Origin of the sequence: Denitrificimonas caeni DSM 24390, from assembly GCF_000421765.1 — a bacterium.
Taxonomy (GTDB): domain Bacteria; phylum Pseudomonadota; class Gammaproteobacteria; order Pseudomonadales; family Pseudomonadaceae; genus Denitrificimonas; species Denitrificimonas caeni.
In genome coordinates this window covers 171412-193965 of sequence record NZ_ATXQ01000006.1, presented here as the reverse complement: position 1 = coordinate 193965, position 22554 = coordinate 171412, and the positions used below count along the sequence as shown (strand labels likewise).

Below are 22554 nucleotides of genomic sequence, written 5' to 3'. Positions count from 1 at the left end.
GACTCGATTCGGGGCTACGCCATCCCTGGCTACGCTAACCACAGATCCAGCACAGCACTCGTTGACCATTGCTGCTGTCAGTTGGATTTGCGCGTGTCTCTTTTTTGAATAGATTGACTATCTCGCTTAGTTTGTCAGGCTCTGTATGAGCAGGTCATACCTGCGATCTGCGGGTGTTAAGTCATTGACTCCTAGTTTTGCCACTTACATCAGCCCAGTGCACCGTTTGTAACGTTATGCGCAGTTGCTGAATATATTATATATAAAAGTATTTGATAGTGATTATTCACGCTCTATATGTGCTAGCGTAAAGGCAAGATGAATCAATGGAGGCGAGTATGTCTGAGCAAATGAATGTCGATGTCGCAATTATTGGTGCCGGTACTGCAGGTTTGTATGCGTTGCGTGAAGTGCGTCGAGCCAAGAAAAGCTTTGTTTTGATCGATACTGGCCCCTTGGGTACGACCTGTGCGCGAGTCGGTTGTATGCCGTCGAAAGTGGCGCTGCATATTGGCGACTCTTGGCATGCGCAGAAAAATTTTCCACGCTACGGTATCAGTGGTGCTGAGCACTTGCAGCTTGACACACAACAGGCGTGGGCTGAGTTGCGCCGTCAACGCGATAAATTCGCCGGAGGTGCTGCCGAGGGCGCTGAGCGTGCTGCCGGTGAGCAGTTGATTATGGGGCGTGTGCGTTTTCTAACGCCAACTTTACTTGAGGTTGAACAAGCCCATGGCAAGCAGCAGATCCAAGCCAAAGCGGTGATTATCGCTACCGGTTCACGTCCAGTCATGCCAGGTTTCTTGCAGCCTTTTGCTGAGCATTGCCTTACCACTGATGAGTTTTTTGAGATGCAAGAATTGCCCAAAAGCATTGGTATTCTCGGTTTAGGTGCGATTGGTTTGGAAATGGGTTTGGCGTTATCACGTTTGGGTGTTGAAGTGCATGGCGCGGATATGGCCACTAGCGTTGGCGGTATCAGTGACCCAGAAGTGAGCAAATATGCGTTGGCCGAGTTTGCTAAAGAGATAAAGCTGTATCTTGGTGCTCCTGCTGAACTGGCGCAAGCCGAGCAGGGCGTATTACTGAAAGCCGGTGACCAGCAGGTCCGTGTGGATAAGGTGCTGGTGGCGCTTGGTCGTCGAGCCAATACCGATCAGCTTAATCTTGCCGAAGTAGGCTTTGAGCTCGATGAACGTGGTCAGCCGCTGTTTAATCCGCAAACCATGCAGCTGGGTGAACATCCGGTGTTTATTGTTGGTGATAGCAATGGCCAGCGTGCGTTAATGCATGAGGCTGCAGATGAAGGTGCGATGGCAGGCTTTAATGCTGTACAAGCAAAGCCGCTTGCCTTTAAACGTAAAACACCGATCGCAATTGCCTTTACTCATCCTGATGTGATCAGTGTCGGTGCGCGTTTTGATCAACTGAATCCCGATGATATTTTGATTGGTACGGCGAAAACCCAGAGCAATGGTCGCAGCCAAGTATTGTCTAAGCACGAAGGTGTGCTGCGTGTGTACGCTGATAAAGCCAGCGGTGAGTTACTGGGCGCCAGTATGTTGGGTATGCGCGCTGAGCATGTCGCGCAGTTTTTGGTGCTGGCAATTCAGCGCCAAGAGACGGTGCATAGCCTATTGCAAATACCTTTCTATCATCCGGTTGTGGAAGAAACGATACAAAGCGCCTTGCAAGATATCGCCAGACATATCCCTGATCCTGCAGGTTTACCCTTTGGCTTGGTTTTAGCCGACGCATAATCGTCTACACTATGCCCGCTGTTTGTTGAGTCCTTTTAAAGTGACTCGGTGAGCCGCGGGCTTTTTTATGACCTCTTTCGCGTACATACACAGCAAAAGGACGCAAGCGCATGCGCATTTTACATACTTCAGATTGGCATCTTGGCCAGCATTTTATGGGTAAAACCCGACAAGCTGAACATCGCGCTTGGTGTGATTGGCTGGTGCAGACTGTGGTTGAGCAGCAAGCAGATGCGTTAATTATTGCGGGCGATATTTTTGATACCGGCACTCCGCCCAGCTATGCGCGAGAGCAATACAACCGTTTTATTGTGCAGATGCAGGCCACTGGCTGTCAGTTGCTGATCCTTGCCGGTAACCATGATTCGGTCGCCATGCTCAATGAAAGCAAGGACTTACTGGCACAACTTAATACTCAGGTGATCTCCAGTGTGGCAGAAAATCTAGATCAGCAGGTGCTGGTGGTTAAGCAGCGCAATGGTCAAGTCGGTGCGATTGTCTGTGCAATTCCTTTTATTCGCCCGCGTGATGTGCAGCGCAGCCAGGCTGGGCAAAGTGCCGAAGATAAACAAAGCGATTTACAGCAGGCGATTGCTGAACACTACGCGCAATTGTTTGCTAAAGCTGAAGCTAAACGTGCGCAGTTGGGTGTCAATGTACCCATTATTGGTACCGGGCATTTAACCACTGTGGGCGTCAGTCTGACTGAGTCGGTGCGCGAGATTTATGTCGGCAGCTTAACCGCCTTTCCAACCGATGCTTTTCCAGCCTTTGATTATTTAGCGCTCGGCCATATTCATCGTCCGCAAAAAGTTGCAGGTCTTGAGCACATTCGTTACAGCGGCTCACCGATTGCCTTGAGTTTTGATGAGTCCAAGCAGCAAAAAGAGCTACTGCAAGTGGATTTAGATGCTAATGGTTTACAGCGCGTTGCAGTGCTGGAAATCCCATGTTTTCAGCGCTTGATTTCTTTATCTGGCAGTTTGGCGCAGCTGCAAAAGCAATGTGCTGAACTGGCAGGGCAGCTGGATCCTGATGCTGTGGCTTGGCTTGAGATTCAAGTTCAAGTCGATGATTATTACAGTGATCTTGATGAGCGAGTTGCCGCGCTATGCGCCGATTTGCCTGTGGAAGTGCTGCGCGTGCGCCGTTTGCGTGGTAATAAAATTGCGGGTTTAACTCGTAATTCCGGTGAAGTGCTGGCAGAACTCTCTCCTGATGAAGTCTTCACCAAACGTTTGCACGATGAAGAACTGAGTGATGCCGAGATCGAGGTGCTGAAAGGTTTACATGCGCAAGTGCTGGAGTCGCTGCAGGAGACTGAGGCATGAAAATTCTTAGCATCCGTTTAAAAAACATCAATGCGCTGAAGGGTGAGTGGAAGATCGACTTCACTAAAGAACCGTTTAATGGCAGCAGTCTGTTTGCCATTACCGGACCCACCGGAGCGGGTAAAACCACTTTGCTGGATGCCATTTGTTTGGCGCTCTACAGTCGCACACCGCGCATGAGCAGCATTTCCAAAAACAGCAACGAGCTGATGACGCGCCACACCAGCGATTGTTTGGTGGAAGTCGAGTTTGCCGTCAAGGATCAAGGCTATCGCGCCTTTTGGAGTCAGCGCCGTGCCCGTGATAAAGCCGATGGTGCGCTACAAGATGCAAAAACCGAACTGGCCTATATTGACGGTCGAATTATTACCGATAAGCTCAGCGAAAAACCGAAAGAAGTTGAACGTTTAACCGGTTTGGATTTCCAGCGCTTTACCCAATCGATGATGCTGGCGCAGGGCGGTTTTGCCGCTTTTTTAGAAGCCAACGCCAATGACCGCGCCGGGTTGTTAGAGCAATTGACTGGCACTGAAATTTACGGTGCGATTTCTCAGCACGTCTATGAAACACAAAAAGAGCAGCGTCATGCACTGCAAAATCTCAGTAGTCATGCTGCTGGCTTGCAGCTGCTCAGTGCCGAAGAGCTCAGTGAAATCCAGTCGCAGTTAGCCGAAGCTGAGCAACAAGGCGTTGTGCTGAAACAGCAGCAAGATCAATTACAGCAACAACAACAATGGCGCAGTAGTTTGGATCAGGCGCAAGCCAATCAAAGCAAAGCCCAGCTGCAATTGCAGAATGTCGAAGCTCGACAACAGTCGCATAGTGTTGATTTACAACGCTTGGCCGAGCATGCCCCAGCTGCTGAGTTACAGGCGGACTATAAAGCCCTACAAACGGCTGAACAGGTGGCACGGCAAAGTCAGCAGAACTTAAATATCACCCAGGAAAAAGAGCGGACCTTTAAGCAAGAAGCCGAGCAATGGTCGTGGCAGCGCTATCAGTATGCTGAGCAGGCTGTTGAGCAGATAAATGCGCAACTGCAGTCAGCGCAAGACGCAGAGCAGCAGTTGATCGCACAGCTTGAGAATACAGCGCAGCATGGACAATTAACCGAGCACCTTAGTGCTTGGCGTAATGAATTTGCTTTGCTGAGTCGACAGCAAGTAGCGATTCAAAGCGATCAAACTGAGCAACAAAAACTAGCGGTTGGCATCACCAAGCTCAGCGCCGACTTAGCCAAACAGGACGCTCTTTATCAGCTGCAAAATGAAGCGCTCAAACCGCTCCAACACGCTTGGCAATCGCAACAGCAGGCATTAGAACAAGTGCTTGAGCAGCGCAGCGTTAGTGCTTGGCAAGAACGGCTCGGTCAATTGCACGGGCAAAGCCAGTATTATCAATGGTTATTGCAAGGCTACAGCAACGAGCGCGCTAAACAGAACGCGCTGACTGAACGCGCAGAACATTGCAGCGTGCTTATAGGGCAGATTGCTGAGCAGGAAACACGACGCGAGAGTTTGCGCACAGCCTATAAAGACTTAAATGAGCAAGTAAAGGATAAAGAGCAACTACTGGCCCAAGAAAGACGTATTGCCGGTCTGGAAGCTTACCGTGCGCAATTGCAAGCCGATGAGCCGTGCCCGCTGTGTGGTGCTTTAGAACATCCAGCAGTCAGTGCCTATCAAGCTCTAGATGTAACGCAAACCGAGCAGGCGTTAGAGACTAAGCAAGCGGAGCGAGAAAGTGTACGAGAGCAGGGCGTCGCTTGCGCCGAGCATTTAGCCAAGCTTATCAGTCAGCGCGAGCAGCTGATTAAGCAGCACGCTGCAGATGAGCTGGAGTTGCAAACTATCATCACTGAGAAAGCGAATCATCTGTCTATGTTGGGTTTGGCTGAAGACCTGTCGCAAGCAGACTTTAATGCGTCTATGACAGACTTTAAGCAGCGCATGACTGACTGTCAGCAGCGTCTCAATAACATTGCAAAAGCGCAAGAAAGCTTAGCTGGCAGTGAGCAGCAATACCGTCAGGCTGAGCAAGCATTGCGTGATCTGCAGCAACAGATGAGTACGTTACAAAGTAGTCTCAAGCATCAACAGCAACAAGAGGCTGACTTAATCAAACGCTGTGCTGTATTGCAAGATGAGCTGCAACAACAGCAACGGCTGCTTGAGCAGCAGCTTGATGGTTTAGGTTATAGCTTGCCGCAGGATCCTGAACAGTGGTTGCAGGCGCGTGAGCAAGAAGCACAGCACTGGAAGCGAGGGGAAGCCCAGCTCAAAGAGCTGGCACTGCGCATCAATGCTTTACAGGCAGAACTGCGCAGCGCCGAGAAAGAACAGCAAGCCGCACAAAAGCACTGGCTAGATCTTGATGTCAATCCAAAGCAGGCATCTGCGTCCGTCACAGACATCGCGCAAGCCTTAGCGGCCAGCCAAGTAGAGTTGCAACGCAGTGAAAGCCAGTTAGCCCAAGTACAAGGGCAGGTGCACAGTTTAACTGAACGCTTAAACGAGGCGCAGACCAGTGCTGCAACCCTGCAAACCGAGTGGCAAGCGCGTTTATCTCAGAGTGCTTTTGCTGATGAGCAGGCGTTTTTACGAGCATTGTTACCCGCCGAACAGGCACAGCAACTGCACACGCTTAAGCAAGAATTGGATACCCAGCTGCAGACTGCGCAGACTTTATTGACCGCCACCACCGAGCAGATTGAACAACTCAGCATTCAGCCGGAAACCGAACACTCCAGCGCTGAATTGGCTGAGCAACGTACAGCAATAGATCAGCAGTTAAGCGAGCTAAACCGCAAGCTAGGTACTTTAGAGCATGCTTTAAAAACCGATAGTCATAACCGTGATACTCAGCAAAGTTTGTTGCAAAGCATTGAGCAACAAAAAGTACTTTACGATCAATGGCAGCAGCTCAACGGTTTAATTGGCTCCGCCGATGGCAGTAAGTATCGTAAGTTTGTCCAGGGGCTAACCTTGGATCATTTGGTCAGTTTGGCCAATCAGCAGTTGGCGCTGTTGCATAACCGTTATCAACTGAGTCGCCGTGAGCAGGGTGAGTTGGAAATCGAGATTATCGACACTTGGCAAGGTGATACGCAGCGTGACACCCGCACCTTGTCTGGCGGAGAAAGTTTTCTGGTCAGTTTGGCGCTGGCTTTAGCCTTGTCAGAGCTGGTCAGTCAAAAGACTCGAATTGATTCGTTATTCTTAGATGAAGGTTTTGGCACGTTAGATAATGAAACGTTAGAAATGGCGCTCAATGCGCTGGATAATCTCAATGCCGAGGGGAAAACCATCGGCATTATCAGTCACGTTGAGGCGTTAAAAGAGCGTATTCCGGTACAGATCAAAGTGCGCAAAAGTGCTGGCATGGGCTATAGCAGCTTGGATGATTGTTATCGTGTGAGTTGACTAAGACAGCGTTTGCACGCTTAGGCAGGCTAATCGTAATTATCTCAATGTTTGTATAGTGTTTATTGCAAATGATTTATTATTCATCAAACCTTTGGCTTGCCACGATTTCCTATCTAATGAAAATCATACTGAAGATTAAGAAACGCAATGAATTCAATACCTTTAACGATATCTCTATTTGCACTCTGTACGTTTTTTTTCCACTCAAGTGCGCAAGCCAAGCAGGCGCCAGTGTTGCAAGAGCAAAGCGCTACTTCGTACAAGGCATTGACCTCTTATGTGGGTGATCTTCTGAAGCCCGTGCCAGCAGAGCCATACTGGGTTGTGCAGGCCAGCGTGCACACTAAGCACTTTAAACACAACCCTGAGCATAATAATAATCAAGAGTTGTTTGGCTTAGAGCGTCACACAGCGGACAGCTACTTGTTCGGCGCAGCAACCTTCTTGCACTCATTTGATCAGCGTTCTTACTACGGTTATGTCGGTAAACGCTTTGATTATGCTGGCACGCCTTTTTACAGCAAAGTCACAGCAGGGTTGCTGTACGGCTACAAGGGTGAGTACCGCGATAAAATCCCATTGAATCGTTTTGAAATTGCTCCAGTCATTATTCCTTCTGTTGGGGTGAAATACCGGCGAGCCAGTGCCGAAATTGTTTTGCTCGGAGCTGCTGCGACCATGATTAATATTGGTTTTCAATTGTAATCACACAACTACTAATCCTTCCTTACGCGCTCTTGTCTAAGTGCTTCCTGCAACCGTGCAGCGCGTCTTCGTCTAAAACTACGATACGTTTTAATGAACCTATTAAGGTTTTCTCTAACAGCGCAACTCGCGACCAATTTGATCCGAAATCGTTGTTTTTGAATCTGATCGAAGCAAAAGTTTTTGCAAATATTTGCTTGGAAAAGCACAGCCTAAATAACCTGTTCACGAGGCTGCTTTGCTGGTTAAAACAGCAGAAAAGTCTCTGGTAATTGTATTTTCTGGTCACAATTAGAAATATGTCTCTGCTTGAAATATATTTTTCTGGTGGTGTCTTTTAAATTATTTCGGCTAAATTCTGCAAAATAAAGCTAAATTCTACAAAAAATAGAAAAATAACACCTATTTTCGAGTTTAAAAATGCGTCTACAAATGGCGAATAGACTAAAGCAGGGGGTTATATCGCGAGGGTTTAGCTTGGTAAATTTGCACTGCCACGCTGCACTTCAATCCACAAATAAAAAAACAATGGTGAGCATTATGCAAGATGACAAAACAAATGCTGCTGCCTACTGGTCGGCAAACCTCCGCTTAATCGCAGGCTCTATGTTTGTATGGGCTTTGGTTTCATACGGCTTTGGCATTCTACTCAGACCTCTACTGTCCGGTATTGCCGTCGGTGGAACTGATTTGGGTTTCTGGTTCGCCCAACAAGGAGCTCTATTAACCTTTATCGCGTTGATCTTCTTCTATGCGTGGAGAATGAACAAACTCGATAAAAAATTCGGTCTCGAGGAGTAAGACAGCATGAGCCAATTTATGATCAATATGCTGTTTGTGGGTGGGTCCTTCCTGCTTTACATCGGTATCGCGTACTGGGCCCGCGCCGGCTCAACGAAAGAGTTCTACGTTGCAGGTGGTGGTGTTCACCCCATTGCCAATGGTATGGCAACCGCTGCGGACTGGATGTCAGCTGCATCATTCATTTCAATGGCCGGTATCATTGCGGCAACCGGTTACGCCAGTTCGGCCTATTTAATGGGTTGGACCGGTGGCTACGTCATCTTGGCGATGTTGCTTGCGCCTTACTTGCGTAAACTCGGTAAGTTCACCGTACCTGATTTCATCGGTGAGCGTTTTTACAGCCGTGGTGCACGCCTGATGGCGGTACTGTGCTTGATTCTAGCTTCTGTGACCTACGTTATCGGTCAAATGACCGGTGCTGGCGTTGCATTCTCACGCTTCTTAGAAGTGAGCAGTGAAGCAGGTATCTGGATCGCAGCACTGATCGTGTTCTTGTACGCGGTATTCGGTGGCATGAAAGGTATTACTTACACGCAGGTTGCGCAGTATGTGGTACTGATCATTGCTTACACCATTCCAGCGGTATTTATCTCTCTACAATTGACCAACAATCCAATTCCTATGTTTGGTATGTTCGGTACGCACGCTGAGTCGGGTGCGCCACTGTTACAGAAACTGACTGAAGTATTGGTTGAACTGGGCTTCCGTGACTACACAGCTGATGTACCAAGCCACTTGAACATGGTGTTGTTCACTCTGTCTCTGATGGTCGGTACTGCCGGTCTGCCACACGTAATCATTCGCTTCTTCACTGTACCTAAGGTTGCTGATGCACGTTGGTCAGCGGGTTGGGCGTTAGTGTTTATTGCACTGCTTTACTTAACAGCTCCAGCGGTTGCTTCAATGGCGCGCTTGAACTTGCTGACTACGGTTTACCCAGAAGCAGCAAAAGAAGTTGTGAACATGGACAGCTATGATCAAATTCTGGGTAACTCAATCCAGTACGCAGATCGTCCAGAGTGGGTTAAAACTTGGGAAGGCACTGGTCTGATCAAGTTCGAAGACAAAAACAAAGACGGCCAAATCCAGTTCTATGATGACACTAACGCAACATTCGCTGCCGATGCTGAGAAGCGTGGTTGGGCAGGTAACGAGCTGACGGTTAACAATGACATCTTAGTATTGGCCAACCCTGAAATTGCTAACTTGCCTTCATGGGTGATTGGTTTGATTGCAGCCGGTGGTATTGCCGCAGCGTTATCAACAGCAGCAGGTTTGTTGTTGGCGATTTCTGCAGCAATCAGTCATGACTTAATCAAGAAAACCATCAATCCTAATATTTCAGAGAAAGGCGAAATGTTGGCGGCACGGATCTCCATGGCAGCAGCGATTGTGATGGCAACTTGGTTAGGGCTTAACCCTCCAGGCTTTGCCGCGCAGGTTGTGGCACTGGCGTTCGGTATTGCTGGCGCGTCAATCTTCCCTGCACTGATGATGGGTATCTTCTCTAAGAAGATGAACGATAAAGGCGCGATTGCTGGCATGGTTGCTGGTCTAGGTTGCACCTTGCTGTATATCTTCACTTACTTAGGTTGGTTCTTCGTAGCAAGCACAGCGATGTTACCAAACACACCTGAGCATTGGGTCATGGGTGTTTCACCTCTGTCCTTCGGTGCGGTGGGTGCGATGATTAACTTTGTGGTTGCTTACGCAGTGTGCAGCATTACTGCTCCAACGCCACAATACATTCAAGATCTCGTTGAAAGCGTACGTTCACCGAAAGGTGCGGGTGCTGCGGTTGATCATTGATGATCAAGTAATAGCTAGGTAGCATTAGTTGCTTAGACACGTAACACCACGGGCTTCTTGATTGAGGCCCGTTTTATTTATAACAAGAAGAGATACCTATGATTTGGCATTTAGTTGCAACATTCAGTGCAGGTTTGGGCGCCGCCGGCATCGCTTTTTTACTGCGCTCAATATCTAGACAGAAACTACCGAAGTGGATTATTCCTGGGTTTGCCGGCTTAGGCATGCTCGGTTATCAGATTTATTTTGAATACAACTGGTTTGATCATCAGTCTTCACGTCAGCCAGAAGGCTCTGTGGTGACCTCGAGCCAGCAAGGCGAAGTGTTCTGGCGTCCATGGACGTTTTTTTACCCAATGACAACGGTGTTTACCGTAGTGGATACCAATAATCTTCAAGTTCGTAATCTTGATGGTTTAACACTGGTGGAATTTATTGAGTACCGTTTTGAGAAGAAGTACATCGATGTGGTAACACATCAGCGCTATGTGATGAATTGCACTGAAGCGCAAAGAATTGCGGTGAGCGATGAGCAGCAAGTGCTCTCCAAGCAACCTCAGCTTGTTGAACGTGATAGCCCACTATTCGTTGCGGTATGTCAGTCCTCCAACTAAGTGAGTATAGCGTTGCCAAGGAATTGACGGCACCTTAGGTGTCTCTAATTGGCTGAGGCAAGAGGAGTTGCAGAATGCCAGATACTTTTAATGTTGATCACGTGCCTTTTAGCTTGTTGACCGACAGTGAAAAAGCCCTGTTGCTTGAAAATATTGAGCGCAGAGAATATCAGCCTTTAGATATCTTGATTGCGGCCGGAGAGCCGTCGCAAGGTGTATTTGTTCTGCTTAAAGGACGTGTCGCTGAAAGTGAGTGCAGCGCGCAACCAAGCGAACAATTAGTCCAGCAACAAACCGCCTTTATGCATTATGAGGCTGGCGAGTATTTTGGCAGTTGGTCAGTGTTTAATGGCCATGCGATTCATAACTTCATTGCTGTTGAAGCAACCTTGTGTCACTTAATTCCAACGCAAATCTTGCTTGATTTAATTGACAGCAACCCACTGTTTGCAGATTACTTTCAGCAAAGTTTAACCGCTAAACGGCAGATTTTAGCTCAGCATGCAGACAATCAAGATATGGCCGAGTTTATGCTGTCGCGCATTGCCGATAGCAATATTCGTGAACCGCTGATTGTTGATGAAGGCACCTCTATTGAGGACGCCACACGTCTGATGCGCGAGCAGAAAGCCGATTGTTTGTTAGCTAAAAAGGGTAACCGCTACGGCATGGTCACTGGCACCGATTTACTCGATGCGGTGATTATTGAGCGTTTACCACTAACAACCGATGTCTCGCAAATTGCCAGTTACCGCTTGATCAGTATCAGTCCCGATGATTATTTGTTTAGCGCGCTGATTATTATGACGCAGCAGCGTATTGAGCGAGTGGTGGTGATGGATGCTAAGCGTAAGTTGCTTGGTGTGGTTGAGTTGACAGATGTGCTCAGTCACTTTTCCAGTCATTCCCATGTGATTGGCTTACGCGTGGAGCGAGCGCAGAGCATTGAAGAGTTACGTGCCGCATCATTTGGCTTGGCTGATTTAATTCGCGGCTTAATTTCCACCGGGGTGAAAACCCGTTTTGTGATGGAGTTATTGGCCGCACTCAATAGCCAGATTTTGAGCAAGTTGTTTGACTTGATTGTGCCGCTGGAAGTGCACCCACATGTCTGTTTGATTGTGATGGGTTCAGAAGGACGCGGCGAACAAATCATGAAAACCGATCAGGATAATGGATTGATTTATCGTGACGGCTTGGATTGGCCGCAGATGCATACGGTCATGAATACATTCAGTGAAACACTGATTTCATTTGGTTTTCCGCCATGCCCAGGCAACATTATGGTGTCAAATCCAGAGTGGGTGAATTCCACCAAGCAGTGGACAGAAAAGCTAACGCGCTGGAGTAAAAGTTTTGAGGGTGAGGCGACGATGAACCTCGCTATTGCCAGCGATAGTAAGCCTGTGGCGGGTAACACTGCGTTATTTAAAGTGGCGCGTAATAGTTTCTTTCGCCGTATTCAAGACAATGAGATTTTCTTTGCTCATTTTGCTAAAGCTTCCTTGCGCTTTGATACGCCATTAACGTTTTTCGGACGACTGAAAGACAGCGCTGGGCTGGATATTAAAAAGGCTGGGGTGTTCCCGATTGTGCACGGTGTGCGCAGCATCGCTTTAGAAAATAAAATTGCCGACACCAACACCTTTAAACGCTTAGAGATTCTAGTGGAGCGTGGCGTGTTGCATAAAGAACTGGCCGATAACTTGGCTGAGGCGCTGAGTTACTTTGTTCAGGTGCGTTTGCAACAGCAAATGGAGCGCTACAGTGACGATCCTGTTGAGTATGATAAAGCGCCGAACGAGATCAACATTAAAATGCTAACCGCGCTAGAGCGGCAGCTATTACGCGATGCTCTGACCGTAGTGAAGGACTTTAAAAAGTATTTGATCCATCGTTATCACTTGACCTACTAGCAACGTGCGGTGTTATGCGGCTTACTTTAGTAAGCAATAAAGCCAACCCTCTGTCTGGACGAGTTATATCCGCGATAGCCATTCAAAGTGCCACGTGCAGGGAGGCAAGTGGCGCTTTTTCCCATCTAGTATTCAAACGCTCTGTTAATAGCGCGCGTCTTTTGGTTTTTTACCCGTTGGCCAGTCATTCACTTTGCCGGGGAAATCAGGGCGCGGCTTATGGGTGAAGAATTGTGCAACGTCAACCGCATCTTGATCGCTTAACACGTTACCGTGACCCCAAAGCCCTTTGGTTTGAATACCCATAGGCATATTGTATTTAACAAAAGCCGCTGCTTTGTAAGTCCGCGCCATGCCGGCACCGATATTAAACGACTCATCACCCCACAGCGGAGGGAAGACAATATCGCCACGGCTGTCTTTAATGCCTTCACCATTGTCGCCATGACAGGTTGCACATTGCACCTGGTAGATGACTTCTCCGCGTACTGGGTCGCCAACCAATGACTCATCAACTTTACCGGCATTGCTGATATCGACTTTTTGATTTTTAGGTACGTTTTGTGAGAGCCACTTCATATAAGCAACCATTGCCTTCATTTCAGCTGACTCGCGGTCTACCGGCTTACCGTTCATGGAGCGTTGGAAGCAACCGTTGATCCGCATCTCTAAATCAACCATTTTTTCAGCACGCGGCATGACTCGCGGGTAGAAGTTGTAGCTGTTGATGTACGGGTCGCCCAGCGGGATTTTACCCTGTGAGATATGGCAACTATTACAGTTCATCTGTGCACCCACATGCTCCGGCATCAGACGCTTGGTTTCATTGAGTAAGCGTTTGCCGTAGAAAATCTGCTCAGCATTGGGCTCTTTCAAGATCGCTGTGTCTTGCGGGAGAATATAGGTGCCGATATCTTCGTTGGCATCATCGGTGGTGACCAAATCAAACTGCGTAGCATTACGTTCGATGGGTTTGGGTGAATCACAACCGCTGAGAGCAAAAGTGCAGATAGCGACAGCCAGTGCCGTCATCGAGACTTTTACAACGCTAGCGCTAGCAACGTCAGGCAGATTGAATAGTGATTTATTCATGGTTTGCTCCTTGTGCTGCTGCAGTAATACTTAAATCAGGTGGAAAGTCCGTGCCGGCTTTAGGTTTTTTACTGAGGAAGTGACGCATTTGCACCACATCATCGACATCCACTGTACTGCCTTGGTTGGTCCAACTGTTGCGGATGTAGTTGACCACTTCGGCAACGTCAGCATCACTGAGATTGATGAACTCAGGCATGGTAAAAGCCATGCGGTCATGTGGCGTATCTGGCATCCGACCGCCGCTTAGGGTGATTTGCAGTACCGAGTCAGCATCACGTGAATAGACCGCGCTGTTGCCGTCTAGCGCTGGGAAAATACGCGGCACACCTTTACCGTCAGCACGGTGGCAGATTTGGCAGTATTCAGCGTATAAAATTGCACCGCGTGAGTCATAGACACCATCCAGTAATTTCTGGGTTGTGGTATCGACTTTAGCTGTGATTGTTACAGGTTCGCCAGGCTTGGGGCTGAGGGTTTTTAAATACGCGGACATGGCGTAAAGATCATCTTCAGTCATGTATTGGGTACTGTGCTCAACCACTTCAGCCATCGCACCGAAGGCTGCGGTGATGTCAGTGCGTCCGGTTTTAAAGAAGTCCACTAGCTCTGCGGTGCTCCAAATAGCCAAACCGTCATGCTCGCCACGCAGGCTTTTTGCGCGCCAGCCGTCGATCACCGCACCACTTAAAAACTCTTCAGAGTCAGCGTTAGATAGGGCAACTTCTTGGAAGCCGATCCCGCGCTCGGTATGACAAGAGCCACAGTGGCCGGGGCCTTCGATAAGATACTGACCGCGTGCCAATACGGCGTCATCCGTTTCTGGGACAAAAGTGCGCTCTGGAGCAAAGAGAAACTGCCAGTAGGCCAACGGCCAGCGCCAGTTCAGCACCGGTGGCATCTCGCTGGGCTTGTTCGCTTGTTTAACGGCTTTTACACCTGACATAAAGTAGGCGTACATCGCCGCCATGTCTTCGTCAGGCATGATTTGGTAAGACGGGTAGGGCATTGCCGGGTAGAGCGCACTGTTATCTTTGCGCACGCCATGCTTGGTGGCGTTAGTGAAATCGACAAAGCTGTAATTGCCGATACCTGTTTCTTTATCTGGAGTGATGTTGGTGGAATAGATCGCGCCCAGCGGCGTTAACATCGGTAACCCACCAGCAAATTTTTCGCCGTTAAGGGTGGTGTGGCAGGCGACGCAATCGGCTGTCCGCGCGATGTATTCGCCTTTTTTGATCAATTCTGGGTCGTTAATATTGACTTCGATCGTGCTGGTGCTGGTACGTAAATTGGGTAGCACTTGCGCCAAACCGAACGCCAGTGCCAATCCCCCGACACCTGCGATAACAATTGTTAATGGCCACTTTTTCATAAGCCGCACTCCATCAGGCAAGAGATTTGCCATCGTTGATGATTAGTTTTGGCATCTGTTATATCTGCCGATTATGTAATTAATTTTAATTCGGCGGCTATCTTACTATTTATTTATATATATTTTAACAATATAAATAAATAGTTTGAATTTAATAGGAATATTCAGCTGTTTACTATTTTAATTGCTGCGCTCGCTTGCAGGTTTCCATCAACCGCCAGCCATTGTTTGCTCGCACAGCGCATGACAAAACTGACAGGGCGACTGCTGGCATCTTTTTTAATCTGCAGTTCGATTAAATCTCCGCTCAACAAAACACTTTTTAGCTGGGCTGCTGCGCCATCAATCCATGCTTTACCCGTGACTTGCTGATATTTCTGCTTAAGCTCGACACGGTAGGCTTCACCGGTCGTTGCTTGCCACTCCCAAATACCGGCTACTTTTGCCGGTACAATCCATTTATACAGATTTATACTGCCGCAGTTTTGACGTTGGTCAGGTTTCCAGTCGCCCATATCAAAAGCGTGCGAAACGATTCGCGTACCAGGGCGTAGCTCATCCAGCAATCGTGGTCTGAGTTGCAAGTTAACCAAATCAAGTAGATACAGGGTGACCACTGTGGCATTGCCAAATTCAGCTTCGAGTAAATCATCTTCAATAAAATGGACTAAATGCTCAACACCGGTATGCCCGGCGTACTCAATGGCTTCAGTGATGCGCATTGGGTCTACATCAATGCCGACGCCGTGGGTATTGCGCTCTAACGCTGCAGCGACAACGATACGACCATCGCCACAGCCGAGGTCATAGAGTATGTCTTGGCTGGTGACCTGGGCTAAGTCGAGCATGGCACTGACGATTTTTTCATCGCTGGGCACATAGGGCACGTCTAAAATAATATCTGCGCCGCCTGAGTCGTACTCGTCAAAATCCAAGTCTCTAAAATCTGACTCAGATAAAGAGTGATCACCCAAGTCGTAGCCAAGGTCTCTGAGCTCATCGATCAGTTCGTCATCGTGGTTAAACTCTAATTCATCGTACAAGGTGGGCACCTGCAAAGCAAAATTTTTTGATAGGGCAGGCACTGCCTGTGTTTCTTATCATCAATGGGCTTGCGTATTGAAATTGAAAACAGGTTTGGCGTGCGGTAAATAAGGCAACACCTTAGCACCTGCTGAAGATTTAAAGCTACTTTGCTACAGCTGTAGGCAGACAGGGAAAGAGCGTAACGAACAGTGCTGTTTTCTAGAAGTGTTACTGAGCTAAATATTCATCGATGGAGAGCGCTTGCAATTGCTGCGTCCAACCATTGCGGTTTTGAGTGACTTGGTCATAGTCGACTGTTGGAGAAAACGGAATGCGATACGAGTAAAAAATTGATTTCACCGATGAGTCATCGTCACGATAAAACTTATTAATGACATATTCATAATGAGATTTATTGGGCGCTAACAGCAGCATTCTAAAATACACTTCTTCTAAGTTAGCTGAGTCATCTGGTGTGAGCAGATCCGGCTTGAGTGCAAACATAGGTTTGACACTGTTGATGTACTCTGGGATCACGTCTTTCAAGACGGTTTTCCCTGGATAGTTTCGTACGGTAATCATCGTCGACCAGGACTCAAGCGATTCACCGCTGCTTAAGAACTCAACGGTTTGCATACTTGTTTGCGCATTGCGCCAAACTTCACAATAATTTTTCTGATCGAATTCAATGCAGTTATCGGCAAAAGCAACTTGCGATACACACAAGATAGCGCAGAAGAATAATGCAGGTTTCATGATGATTCCTATAGCGGTTTATGGGTAAGACTTTGCATAACTTTGCGAATATAAAGTCGCTCAGTAAGCCTATCAATAAGCCTTCTAAAACTCTGTGTAATGTTCGATGAATACGGCTTAGAGGTTAAATAAGAGTACAAACGCTTAGCTTTGAATATTGAAAATTAGCAATCAGCGCTTTAGCGCATTTTATATTGCGTAACACAGTAGCCACGGCTGATATCTGGATGGCGCAGTTTCAGATGCTTGGTTTTACGACCGCCAACGCGCGTGCGCCACAAACGAAACGATGAGGCTTTGAGCTCGCTACGCATCAGTTCAATCAATGCGCTTTCATTCAAACCATAGAGCTGCTCGATCGCTTCAAAAGGCGTGCGATCTTCCCAAGCCATTTCGATAATGCGCGACAGATTGGCGGGATCAAACTGATTCATACGGCTTGCTCTTTTTCGGCCTGTGCATCAATAAAACCATCGCCCATTAAGCCTGCATCAATGTGCCCAACTTTGACGTAAATCAGCGCACCTTGCTCAAGAGTGAAAGGCGCGTGACTGCTGTATCTTGGGTTTCTAAGCCAGCTTCCAGCAGGGTATTCACCTAACGCATCACAAAACAAACCTTCGAGCACCAAAATTTCTTCACCGCCAGGATGTGTATGTCGATTAAATTGGGTGTGGGCTGCCCAGCGCACCAAGGCTGTATTAACGCCATTGTGTTCATGCAAAGGCAGCACTGATAAACCATCGACTAAACCAGGCAACCAATCGGCTTGTTGGGTCTGTAACGCCAGTTGGGTAGCGTCGTCTTCAGAAAATTGCCAGAGCTTGACCAATAAAGTGCAGCCATCCTTAGAGAACGGTTGATGCGAGGTGCCGGGCGGATTACGCAGATAAGTCCCGGTGGGGTAATCACCGTGCTCGTCGGAAAAGATGCCTGCTAATACTAGGATTTCTTCGCCGCCATTATGGGTGTGCGCGCTATAACCGCTGCCGGCGGCATAGCGCACAATACTGGTGGCGCGCGCGACCTCATCACCGGCGCGTTCAAGCATCATGCGACTGACGCCAGCTAAGGGCGAATCGACAAAGGCATATTGCTCAGGACGGATGACCACGCGCTGACTGAAGTCGCTATTTAATTGCATAGAATAAAATCTTAAATAAAGTGGTTAAAGCACAGCTTATTGCCGTCGCTGTCTTTCACGTAAGCGCCATAAAAAACATTAGGGATACGCTCGCCGGGTGCGCCTTCACAGCTTGCACCTAAAGCGATGGCTTTGTTGTACAGCGCATCGACACCTTCTTTGCTACCGGGTGCGAATGCCACCATCGTACCGTTACCCGCTGAAGCAGGTTCTTCATTGTAAGGTGTGCAAACGGCGAGCATTGGTGCTGCCATGCTTTTACCAATAAAGCTGATGCGATCCATATCAATCAAGACTTTAGCGCCTAAATCAGAGAGTAATTCGCTGTAAAATGCTTTCGCAGCGGCTAAATTGCTAACACCTAAGGTTACGTAGCTGATCATGTTTTATATTCCTAATGAGGTTGATGGAGCAGGCTCAATACTTTACCTGTAAAAAGAGTGTTTGGTAGCGTTAAGTGATTAAGATTTTTAATGCAATAGCTCATTTTTATGACTGAAATGAGCGAGCCACGCCAATGATTCCTCCTTTTCAAAAACAAGACCTTGTAAGTTTAGTAGATCAGTTGAAATGGCCATTAATATTTACTGGTCTGCATTCTTTCAGGCATCTGTTCTTAGCTTAGGCTGACGCTTCTGCGCATGAACAGTAACTGACCAATATTAGTGAGTTTTACACCCAGTTTGTAGTCTCCGCTTTGACCTTCGGATTACTCACAGCGCGTTTTTTAGGCTTTTAACATTCATTGTGTGATGCATTTTTCTGACGTCTGCGCGCTGTCCTAAGATTACTGCCCTAAAACTTGATCACTGTTTTACATAAAAGCTCAAATATAAGTATTTATGGCTGTAAACGTGGCTCTTTACTCATATTTAAGTATTTTCACCATGACTTATTTGTGGTTCCGTCTTCTTTTAAAGATATTTATAAGGTGCTATATTTTGCGCGTAAAATGTTTTAATAGCGTTTAAGTGCAGATAAAGGAGCTTTATGAGTCTTTCAAATCTATCAGCATCTGCTATCGCAGAAGAGCTCGGTGAGCGTTTAAAGCAAGCGCGGCTGAATCAAAATCTGACCCAGGCAGAAGTTGCTGAGTCTGTTGGCGTGAGTCGCAAGCAGGTTATCAATGCTGAAAAAGGCAAGGCTCAGCTTGAGGTGTTTGTGGCTATTTTGCTCGCATTAAATCTAACCAGTCATTTGGAACTGTTCTTGCCAAAACAGCAGATATCTCCGTTGCAGCTTGCCCAGTTGCAAGGTCGGCAGCGACAACGTGCTTCAGGACAAAAAAAAGCAAATGAAGAGGGTGAGCCCGAATGGTAATGGAAGTTATAAATGTCCGCTTCAAGCAGCATGAAGTTGGTGCAGTCAGCTTTGATACGCAAACAGGCTTAGGTGCGTTTGAGTATGCGCCAAGTTTTATTAACAAAGGCATTGAATTATCACCGCTAAAAATGCCTTTAGCGCAAGGTATTTATAGCTTTCCAGAATTGGATTTTAATACTTTCAAAGGCTTGCCTGGATTGGTGGCTGACTCACTACCTGACGATTTTGGTAATGCTGTGTTAAATGCTTGGGTGGCCATGCGTGGTAAATCTCCAAGTGACATTACGCCTTTGCAGCGCCTGCAATATACTGGGGCGCGCGGCATGGGCGCGCTTGAATATGCGCCAGCCACCCAGATCAAAAGCCTTAACGCTTCCCAGCAGGTAGATATTGATTCCTTGCTGTCTATTGCCCAAGCTATTTTAAATACCCGCAATGATTTTTCTGTAGAGTGGAGTAAAAATAATGCAGACGACCGAGAGGCGATGCTTGCACTGCTGTCTGTAGGTATGAGTGCGGGCGGTGCAAGGCCAAAAGCGGTGCTTGCGTTTAATGCTGATTTCACTCAAGCACGATCGGGCCAAGCTGACGCGCCGGAAGGCTTCACACATTACTTAATGAAATTTGATGGCGTCAGTGAGCACAATGAAAACCAAGAAACCTTTGGTGATCCACTTGGTTTTGGTGCAATGGAGTTTGTTTATTATCTGATGGCTAAAGACTGCGGTATCGACATGATGCCCTGTCACTTACTACCTGAAGGTCAACGCAGGCATTTTATTACTCAGCGCTTTGATCGGGTGGGTAATGAGAAGGTCCATGTGCAAACGCTCAACGGTCTTGCCCATGTTGATTACAAAAAACCAGGGTCTTTTTCCTATGCCGAGCTGTTTGGTGTTTTAAGGCAGCTTAAACTTTCTGCCGTGGATGCTGAGCAGTTATTTAGACGTATGGCGTTTAATATTGTGGCGCGTAATCACGATGATCACGCAAAAAATTTCGGTTTTATGCTGCGGGGTGATAGGTGGGGTTTAGCGCCTGCATACGACTTGGCATACAGCTATAAGCCCGGCAGTAAATGGGTTAACAGTCATTGGATGAGCCTTAACGGTAAGCGTGATGACTTTGTGCGCAAAGACTTTTATTCATTAGAGAGGCTGAGCCCGCTGTTTAGCCGAAGTTTTATTAACAGTGTTATTGATGAGATTATTGAAAAAGTGTCCGGCTGGGAAAGACTAGCGACTGAGGCTCAAGTGCCGCGAGTGCTGATTGATGAGGTGGTACCGAATCTTAGATTGCGCATTTGATAATGACAAATCCCAGCCGCTGTTAAGCATCTTGCAGGCTAAGACCCTTGTCGTGCTGGTGTGCGCGGCTCACACTAATGCGCAAGGCGAAGGCGGGTAAGTTCAAAAATTATCACCGTCAAGTCTGTGCCAGAGGGGTCGAGAGACATTCCAAACAAAAAACACTGCTCAGCCTCGCTCATCGCTCGCGAAATCAAATCAGAGTTAGAAAATTTTTTATCCAATGCTTTTCCTATGAGCACAGCAGAGTTTTAAGGGCAGGGCGATGCTGGTTTGATGTAGCAATTCCTGCATGACCCAGAGCAGCCAGACAACTTACTGAAAGGGCCTTGGCTAGAAATAAAGCTGCCATTTCGTACCGTTTCCAGCAAAGTTGAGTCGCTACTAAGTTATGTAGAACTCAGCTTTTCACCTTATATTCATCAGCAGCGCTTAACTGATTTAAATGAGCGCGCTTTATTCCACGTAGCGGCTACCCGAGCAGTGCGCTATTTGTATATTTCCAGTCACGGCACGCCGAGTACTTATTTGAAAGCGCAGTGATTGTGGATATATAAATAAAGTGATGTGTGAAACCACTATAAGCGGTGATTATGTTTGGGCTTAAGTATCGTCAATCCAACGAGACTTAAGTTCTAAAACTATTTGTAGTCGTAATGTTGTTATAGCTTCTTGCAACTCAGAGAGAGCTAAAAAACATAAGTTTCTGTCTCTGAGCTAGCGTTTATATCTGGAGAAGCATACTGCAATAGCGCAGTCTCTTGCTCCGTGTAATCCATCTTTAAAGCTGCGCTTGATGGTGTGGATACAGAAATCGAGTGCTGGGGTGAATTGCGAGGTTGTCTTTGTTCAACGCCTGTAGAACATGCTGAAATAAAAATGCAGGCTAGTGTTGCAAAGGAAACTGCATAGGCGACTGTTAATTCTTTCATAACAAAACCCTCTCGCTTTGCGACTAGTAAGTCATTTTTATAGCATCTGTAATTTGTTTTCTGTGACTTACTTCTACTTATGAGAATGATTCTTATTTTGTTGGGTTTTTCTATATTCAAAGGGTGTGTATGGTTTGAAAAGCTTTACTGCTAATAAAAAACCCGCTTTAAGTGGGTTTTTTATATTTTTGGATGACGCCAGCGTCAGTGCGAACAGGTTCGCTGGTTAAAAATCTTCAAAGTCTTCAGCATTAGCGCGGGCGATGCGATCGCGTTCTTCGCTGAGTACGGCTTGAATGTCAGCCATCACAGAATCAATGTCTGCTGGTGTATCAGGCTCAAAGAACTCGCCAGTCAAAACCGTATCCATTTCTAGCTTGCCTTCTTTATAGAGGCTCCACATCTCCGGGCTAAAACGTGTCTCGAGCAACTCCGGAGCGAACTGGCCGTAATACTGGGTGATGTTATTTACATCGCGGTTGAGCATAAAAAAGGCGTTGTTATTTGCTGCTGCATCCACGGCTTGGGGTAGATCAATAATCACCGGGCCGTGTTCATCAACCAACACATTAAATTCAGATAAGTCGCCGTGTACCAAACCCACACAAAGCATGCGTTTAACGGATTCCATCAGCGTGGCGTGGTCTTTACGCGCTTGTTCGGCATCTAGGGTGACGTCATTTAAGCGTGGCGCAACTTCGCCGTCGGGTAGGGTCACCAGTTCCATCAGCAGTACGCCATCAAAACAGCCATAGGGTTCGGGTACGCGCACACCAGCAGCAGCTAAGCGATACAACGCATCCACTTCGGCGTTCTGCCAGGCTTCTTCGGCTTGTTCGCGGCCAAACTTGGAGCCTTTCTCCATGGCGCGCGAGCGTCGGCTGTTGCCGGTTTTACGGCCTTCACGGTACAACGAAGCTTTTTTAAAGCTGCGTTTGTCCATGTCTTTGTAGACTTTGGCGCAACGAATATCATCACCACTGCGAACCACATACACCGCAGCTTCTTTACCATTCATCAGGGGGCGTAACACCTCGTCAATCAGCCCGTCTTCAACGAGAGGGATTAGGCGTGCAGGGGTTTTCATAGGGCTCCCGAATAAATAATGATAGAAACCAACAGTAAATGCTTAAAAACTGTTGATCAAGTGCTGGGCATCATTCACAGCGCGCCAAGTATAACCAGCTTAGCGCGCTATATTGTGATTCGATTGGGAAATGCACTGCAATTATTTG

At 47.4% G+C, this 22554-nt stretch carries 19 protein-coding genes; 10 read left to right on the top strand and 9 right to left on the bottom strand.

What is annotated here, in order from left to right; translation table 11 throughout:
- Nucleotides 1–338: 338 nt before the first annotated feature.
- From H591_RS0110395 to H591_RS0110360, 8 genes are all read left to right on the top strand, one after another.
- Nucleotides 339–1760, top strand: coding sequence for a dihydrolipoyl dehydrogenase (locus H591_RS0110395; protein WP_022966893.1), 1422 nt, complete (start codon nucleotides 339–341; stop codon nucleotides 1758–1760).
- A gap of 110 nt (nucleotides 1761–1870) precedes the next feature.
- The gene (sbcD, locus tag H591_RS0110390) at nucleotides 1871–3091 is read left to right on the top strand and encodes an exonuclease subunit SbcD (RefSeq protein ID WP_022966892.1); all 1221 of its coding nucleotides are present in this window, start codon (nucleotides 1871–1873) and stop codon (nucleotides 3089–3091) included.
- Nucleotides 3088–6513, top strand: a complete 3426-nt coding sequence (gene sbcC / locus H591_RS0110385) for an exonuclease subunit SbcC (RefSeq protein WP_022966891.1) — start codon at nucleotides 3088–3090, stop codon at nucleotides 6511–6513. Before sbcD ends, sbcC begins: the two co-directional genes overlap by 4 nt.
- Nucleotides 6514–6663: 150 nt before the next feature.
- Nucleotides 6664–7221 (top strand): sn-glycerol-3-phosphate transporter, encoded by a 558-nt coding sequence (locus H591_RS15275; RefSeq protein WP_156853194.1) that lies wholly within the window; start codon nucleotides 6664–6666, stop codon nucleotides 7219–7221.
- 540 nt (nucleotides 7222–7761) lie between these two features.
- Nucleotides 7762–8022 (top strand): DUF4212 domain-containing protein, encoded by a 261-nt coding sequence (locus H591_RS0110375; protein ID WP_028244352.1) that lies wholly within the window; start codon nucleotides 7762–7764, stop codon nucleotides 8020–8022.
- A gap of 6 nt (nucleotides 8023–8028) precedes the next feature.
- Nucleotides 8029–9834 (top strand): sodium:solute symporter family protein, encoded by a 1806-nt coding sequence (locus H591_RS0110370; RefSeq protein WP_022966888.1) that lies wholly within the window; start codon nucleotides 8029–8031, stop codon nucleotides 9832–9834.
- A 98-nt stretch (nucleotides 9835–9932) separates the two neighbouring features.
- A complete protein-coding gene (locus H591_RS0110365; protein WP_022966887.1) occupies nucleotides 9933–10448 on the top strand; it encodes a hypothetical protein in 516 nt (171 codons plus the stop codon).
- 74 nt (nucleotides 10449–10522) lie between these two features.
- Nucleotides 10523–12364 (top strand): DUF294 nucleotidyltransferase-like domain-containing protein, encoded by a 1842-nt coding sequence (locus H591_RS0110360; protein ID WP_022966886.1) that lies wholly within the window; start codon nucleotides 10523–10525, stop codon nucleotides 12362–12364.
- A 144-nt stretch (nucleotides 12365–12508) separates the two neighbouring features.
- Here H591_RS0110360 and H591_RS0110355 read toward each other — a convergent pair whose 3' ends face one another.
- The 7 genes from H591_RS0110355 to H591_RS0110325 form a co-directional block, all read right to left on the bottom strand.
- Nucleotides 12509–13456 carry a c-type cytochrome gene (locus H591_RS0110355; protein WP_022966885.1) on the bottom strand — a complete coding sequence of 316 codons (948 nt, stop codon included), beginning with the start codon at nucleotides 13454–13456 and terminating at the stop codon, nucleotides 12509–12511.
- On the bottom strand, nucleotides 13449–14831 hold the full coding sequence (locus tag H591_RS0110350; protein WP_022966884.1) for a cytochrome c: 1383 nt from the start codon (nucleotides 14829–14831) through the stop codon (nucleotides 13449–13451). The genes H591_RS0110355 and H591_RS0110350 overlap by 8 nt, the downstream gene beginning before the upstream one ends.
- A gap of 164 nt (nucleotides 14832–14995) precedes the next feature.
- Nucleotides 14996–15874 (bottom strand): methyltransferase domain-containing protein, encoded by an 879-nt coding sequence (locus H591_RS0110345; RefSeq protein WP_211219988.1) that lies wholly within the window; start codon nucleotides 15872–15874, stop codon nucleotides 14996–14998.
- Between the two features lie 211 nt (nucleotides 15875–16085).
- Nucleotides 16086–16613, bottom strand: a complete 528-nt coding sequence (locus H591_RS0110340; RefSeq protein ID WP_022966882.1) for a hypothetical protein — start codon at nucleotides 16611–16613, stop codon at nucleotides 16086–16088.
- A gap of 179 nt (nucleotides 16614–16792) precedes the next feature.
- Complete coding sequence (locus H591_RS0110335) at nucleotides 16793–17047, bottom strand: TIGR03643 family protein (protein ID WP_022966881.1); 255 nt, start codon at nucleotides 17045–17047, stop codon at nucleotides 16793–16795.
- On the bottom strand, nucleotides 17044–17757 hold the full coding sequence (locus H591_RS15270) for a cupin domain-containing protein (RefSeq protein WP_022966880.1): 714 nt from the start codon (nucleotides 17755–17757) through the stop codon (nucleotides 17044–17046). The genes H591_RS0110335 and H591_RS15270 overlap by 4 nt, the downstream gene beginning before the upstream one ends.
- 11 nt (nucleotides 17758–17768) lie before the next feature.
- A complete protein-coding gene (locus H591_RS0110325; protein WP_022966879.1) occupies nucleotides 17769–18140 on the bottom strand; it encodes a VOC family protein in 372 nt (123 codons plus the stop codon).
- Nucleotides 18141–18747: 607 nt separating this feature from the next.
- On the opposite strand from H591_RS0110325, the gene H591_RS0110320 reads away from it, so the two are divergent.
- Both H591_RS0110320 and H591_RS0110315 read left to right on the top strand, forming a co-directional pair.
- Nucleotides 18748–19077 (top strand): helix-turn-helix transcriptional regulator, encoded by a 330-nt coding sequence (locus H591_RS0110320; protein ID WP_022966878.1) that lies wholly within the window; start codon nucleotides 18748–18750, stop codon nucleotides 19075–19077.
- Complete coding sequence (locus H591_RS0110315) at nucleotides 19077–20387, top strand: type II toxin-antitoxin system HipA family toxin (protein ID WP_022966877.1); 1311 nt, start codon at nucleotides 19077–19079, stop codon at nucleotides 20385–20387. The genes H591_RS0110320 and H591_RS0110315 overlap by 1 nt, the downstream gene beginning before the upstream one ends.
- A 689-nt stretch (nucleotides 20388–21076) precedes the next feature.
- Here H591_RS0110315 and H591_RS16015 read toward each other — a convergent pair.
- Both H591_RS16015 and H591_RS0110310 read right to left on the bottom strand, forming a co-directional pair.
- Nucleotides 21077–21319, bottom strand: coding sequence for a hypothetical protein (locus H591_RS16015; RefSeq protein WP_156853193.1), 243 nt, complete (start codon nucleotides 21317–21319; stop codon nucleotides 21077–21079).
- Nucleotides 21320–21545: 226 nt separating this feature from the next.
- On the bottom strand, nucleotides 21546–22406 hold the full coding sequence (locus tag H591_RS0110310) for a PA4780 family RIO1-like protein kinase (RefSeq protein WP_022966876.1): 861 nt from the start codon (nucleotides 22404–22406) through the stop codon (nucleotides 21546–21548).
- Between the last annotated feature and the right edge of the window lie 148 nt (nucleotides 22407–22554).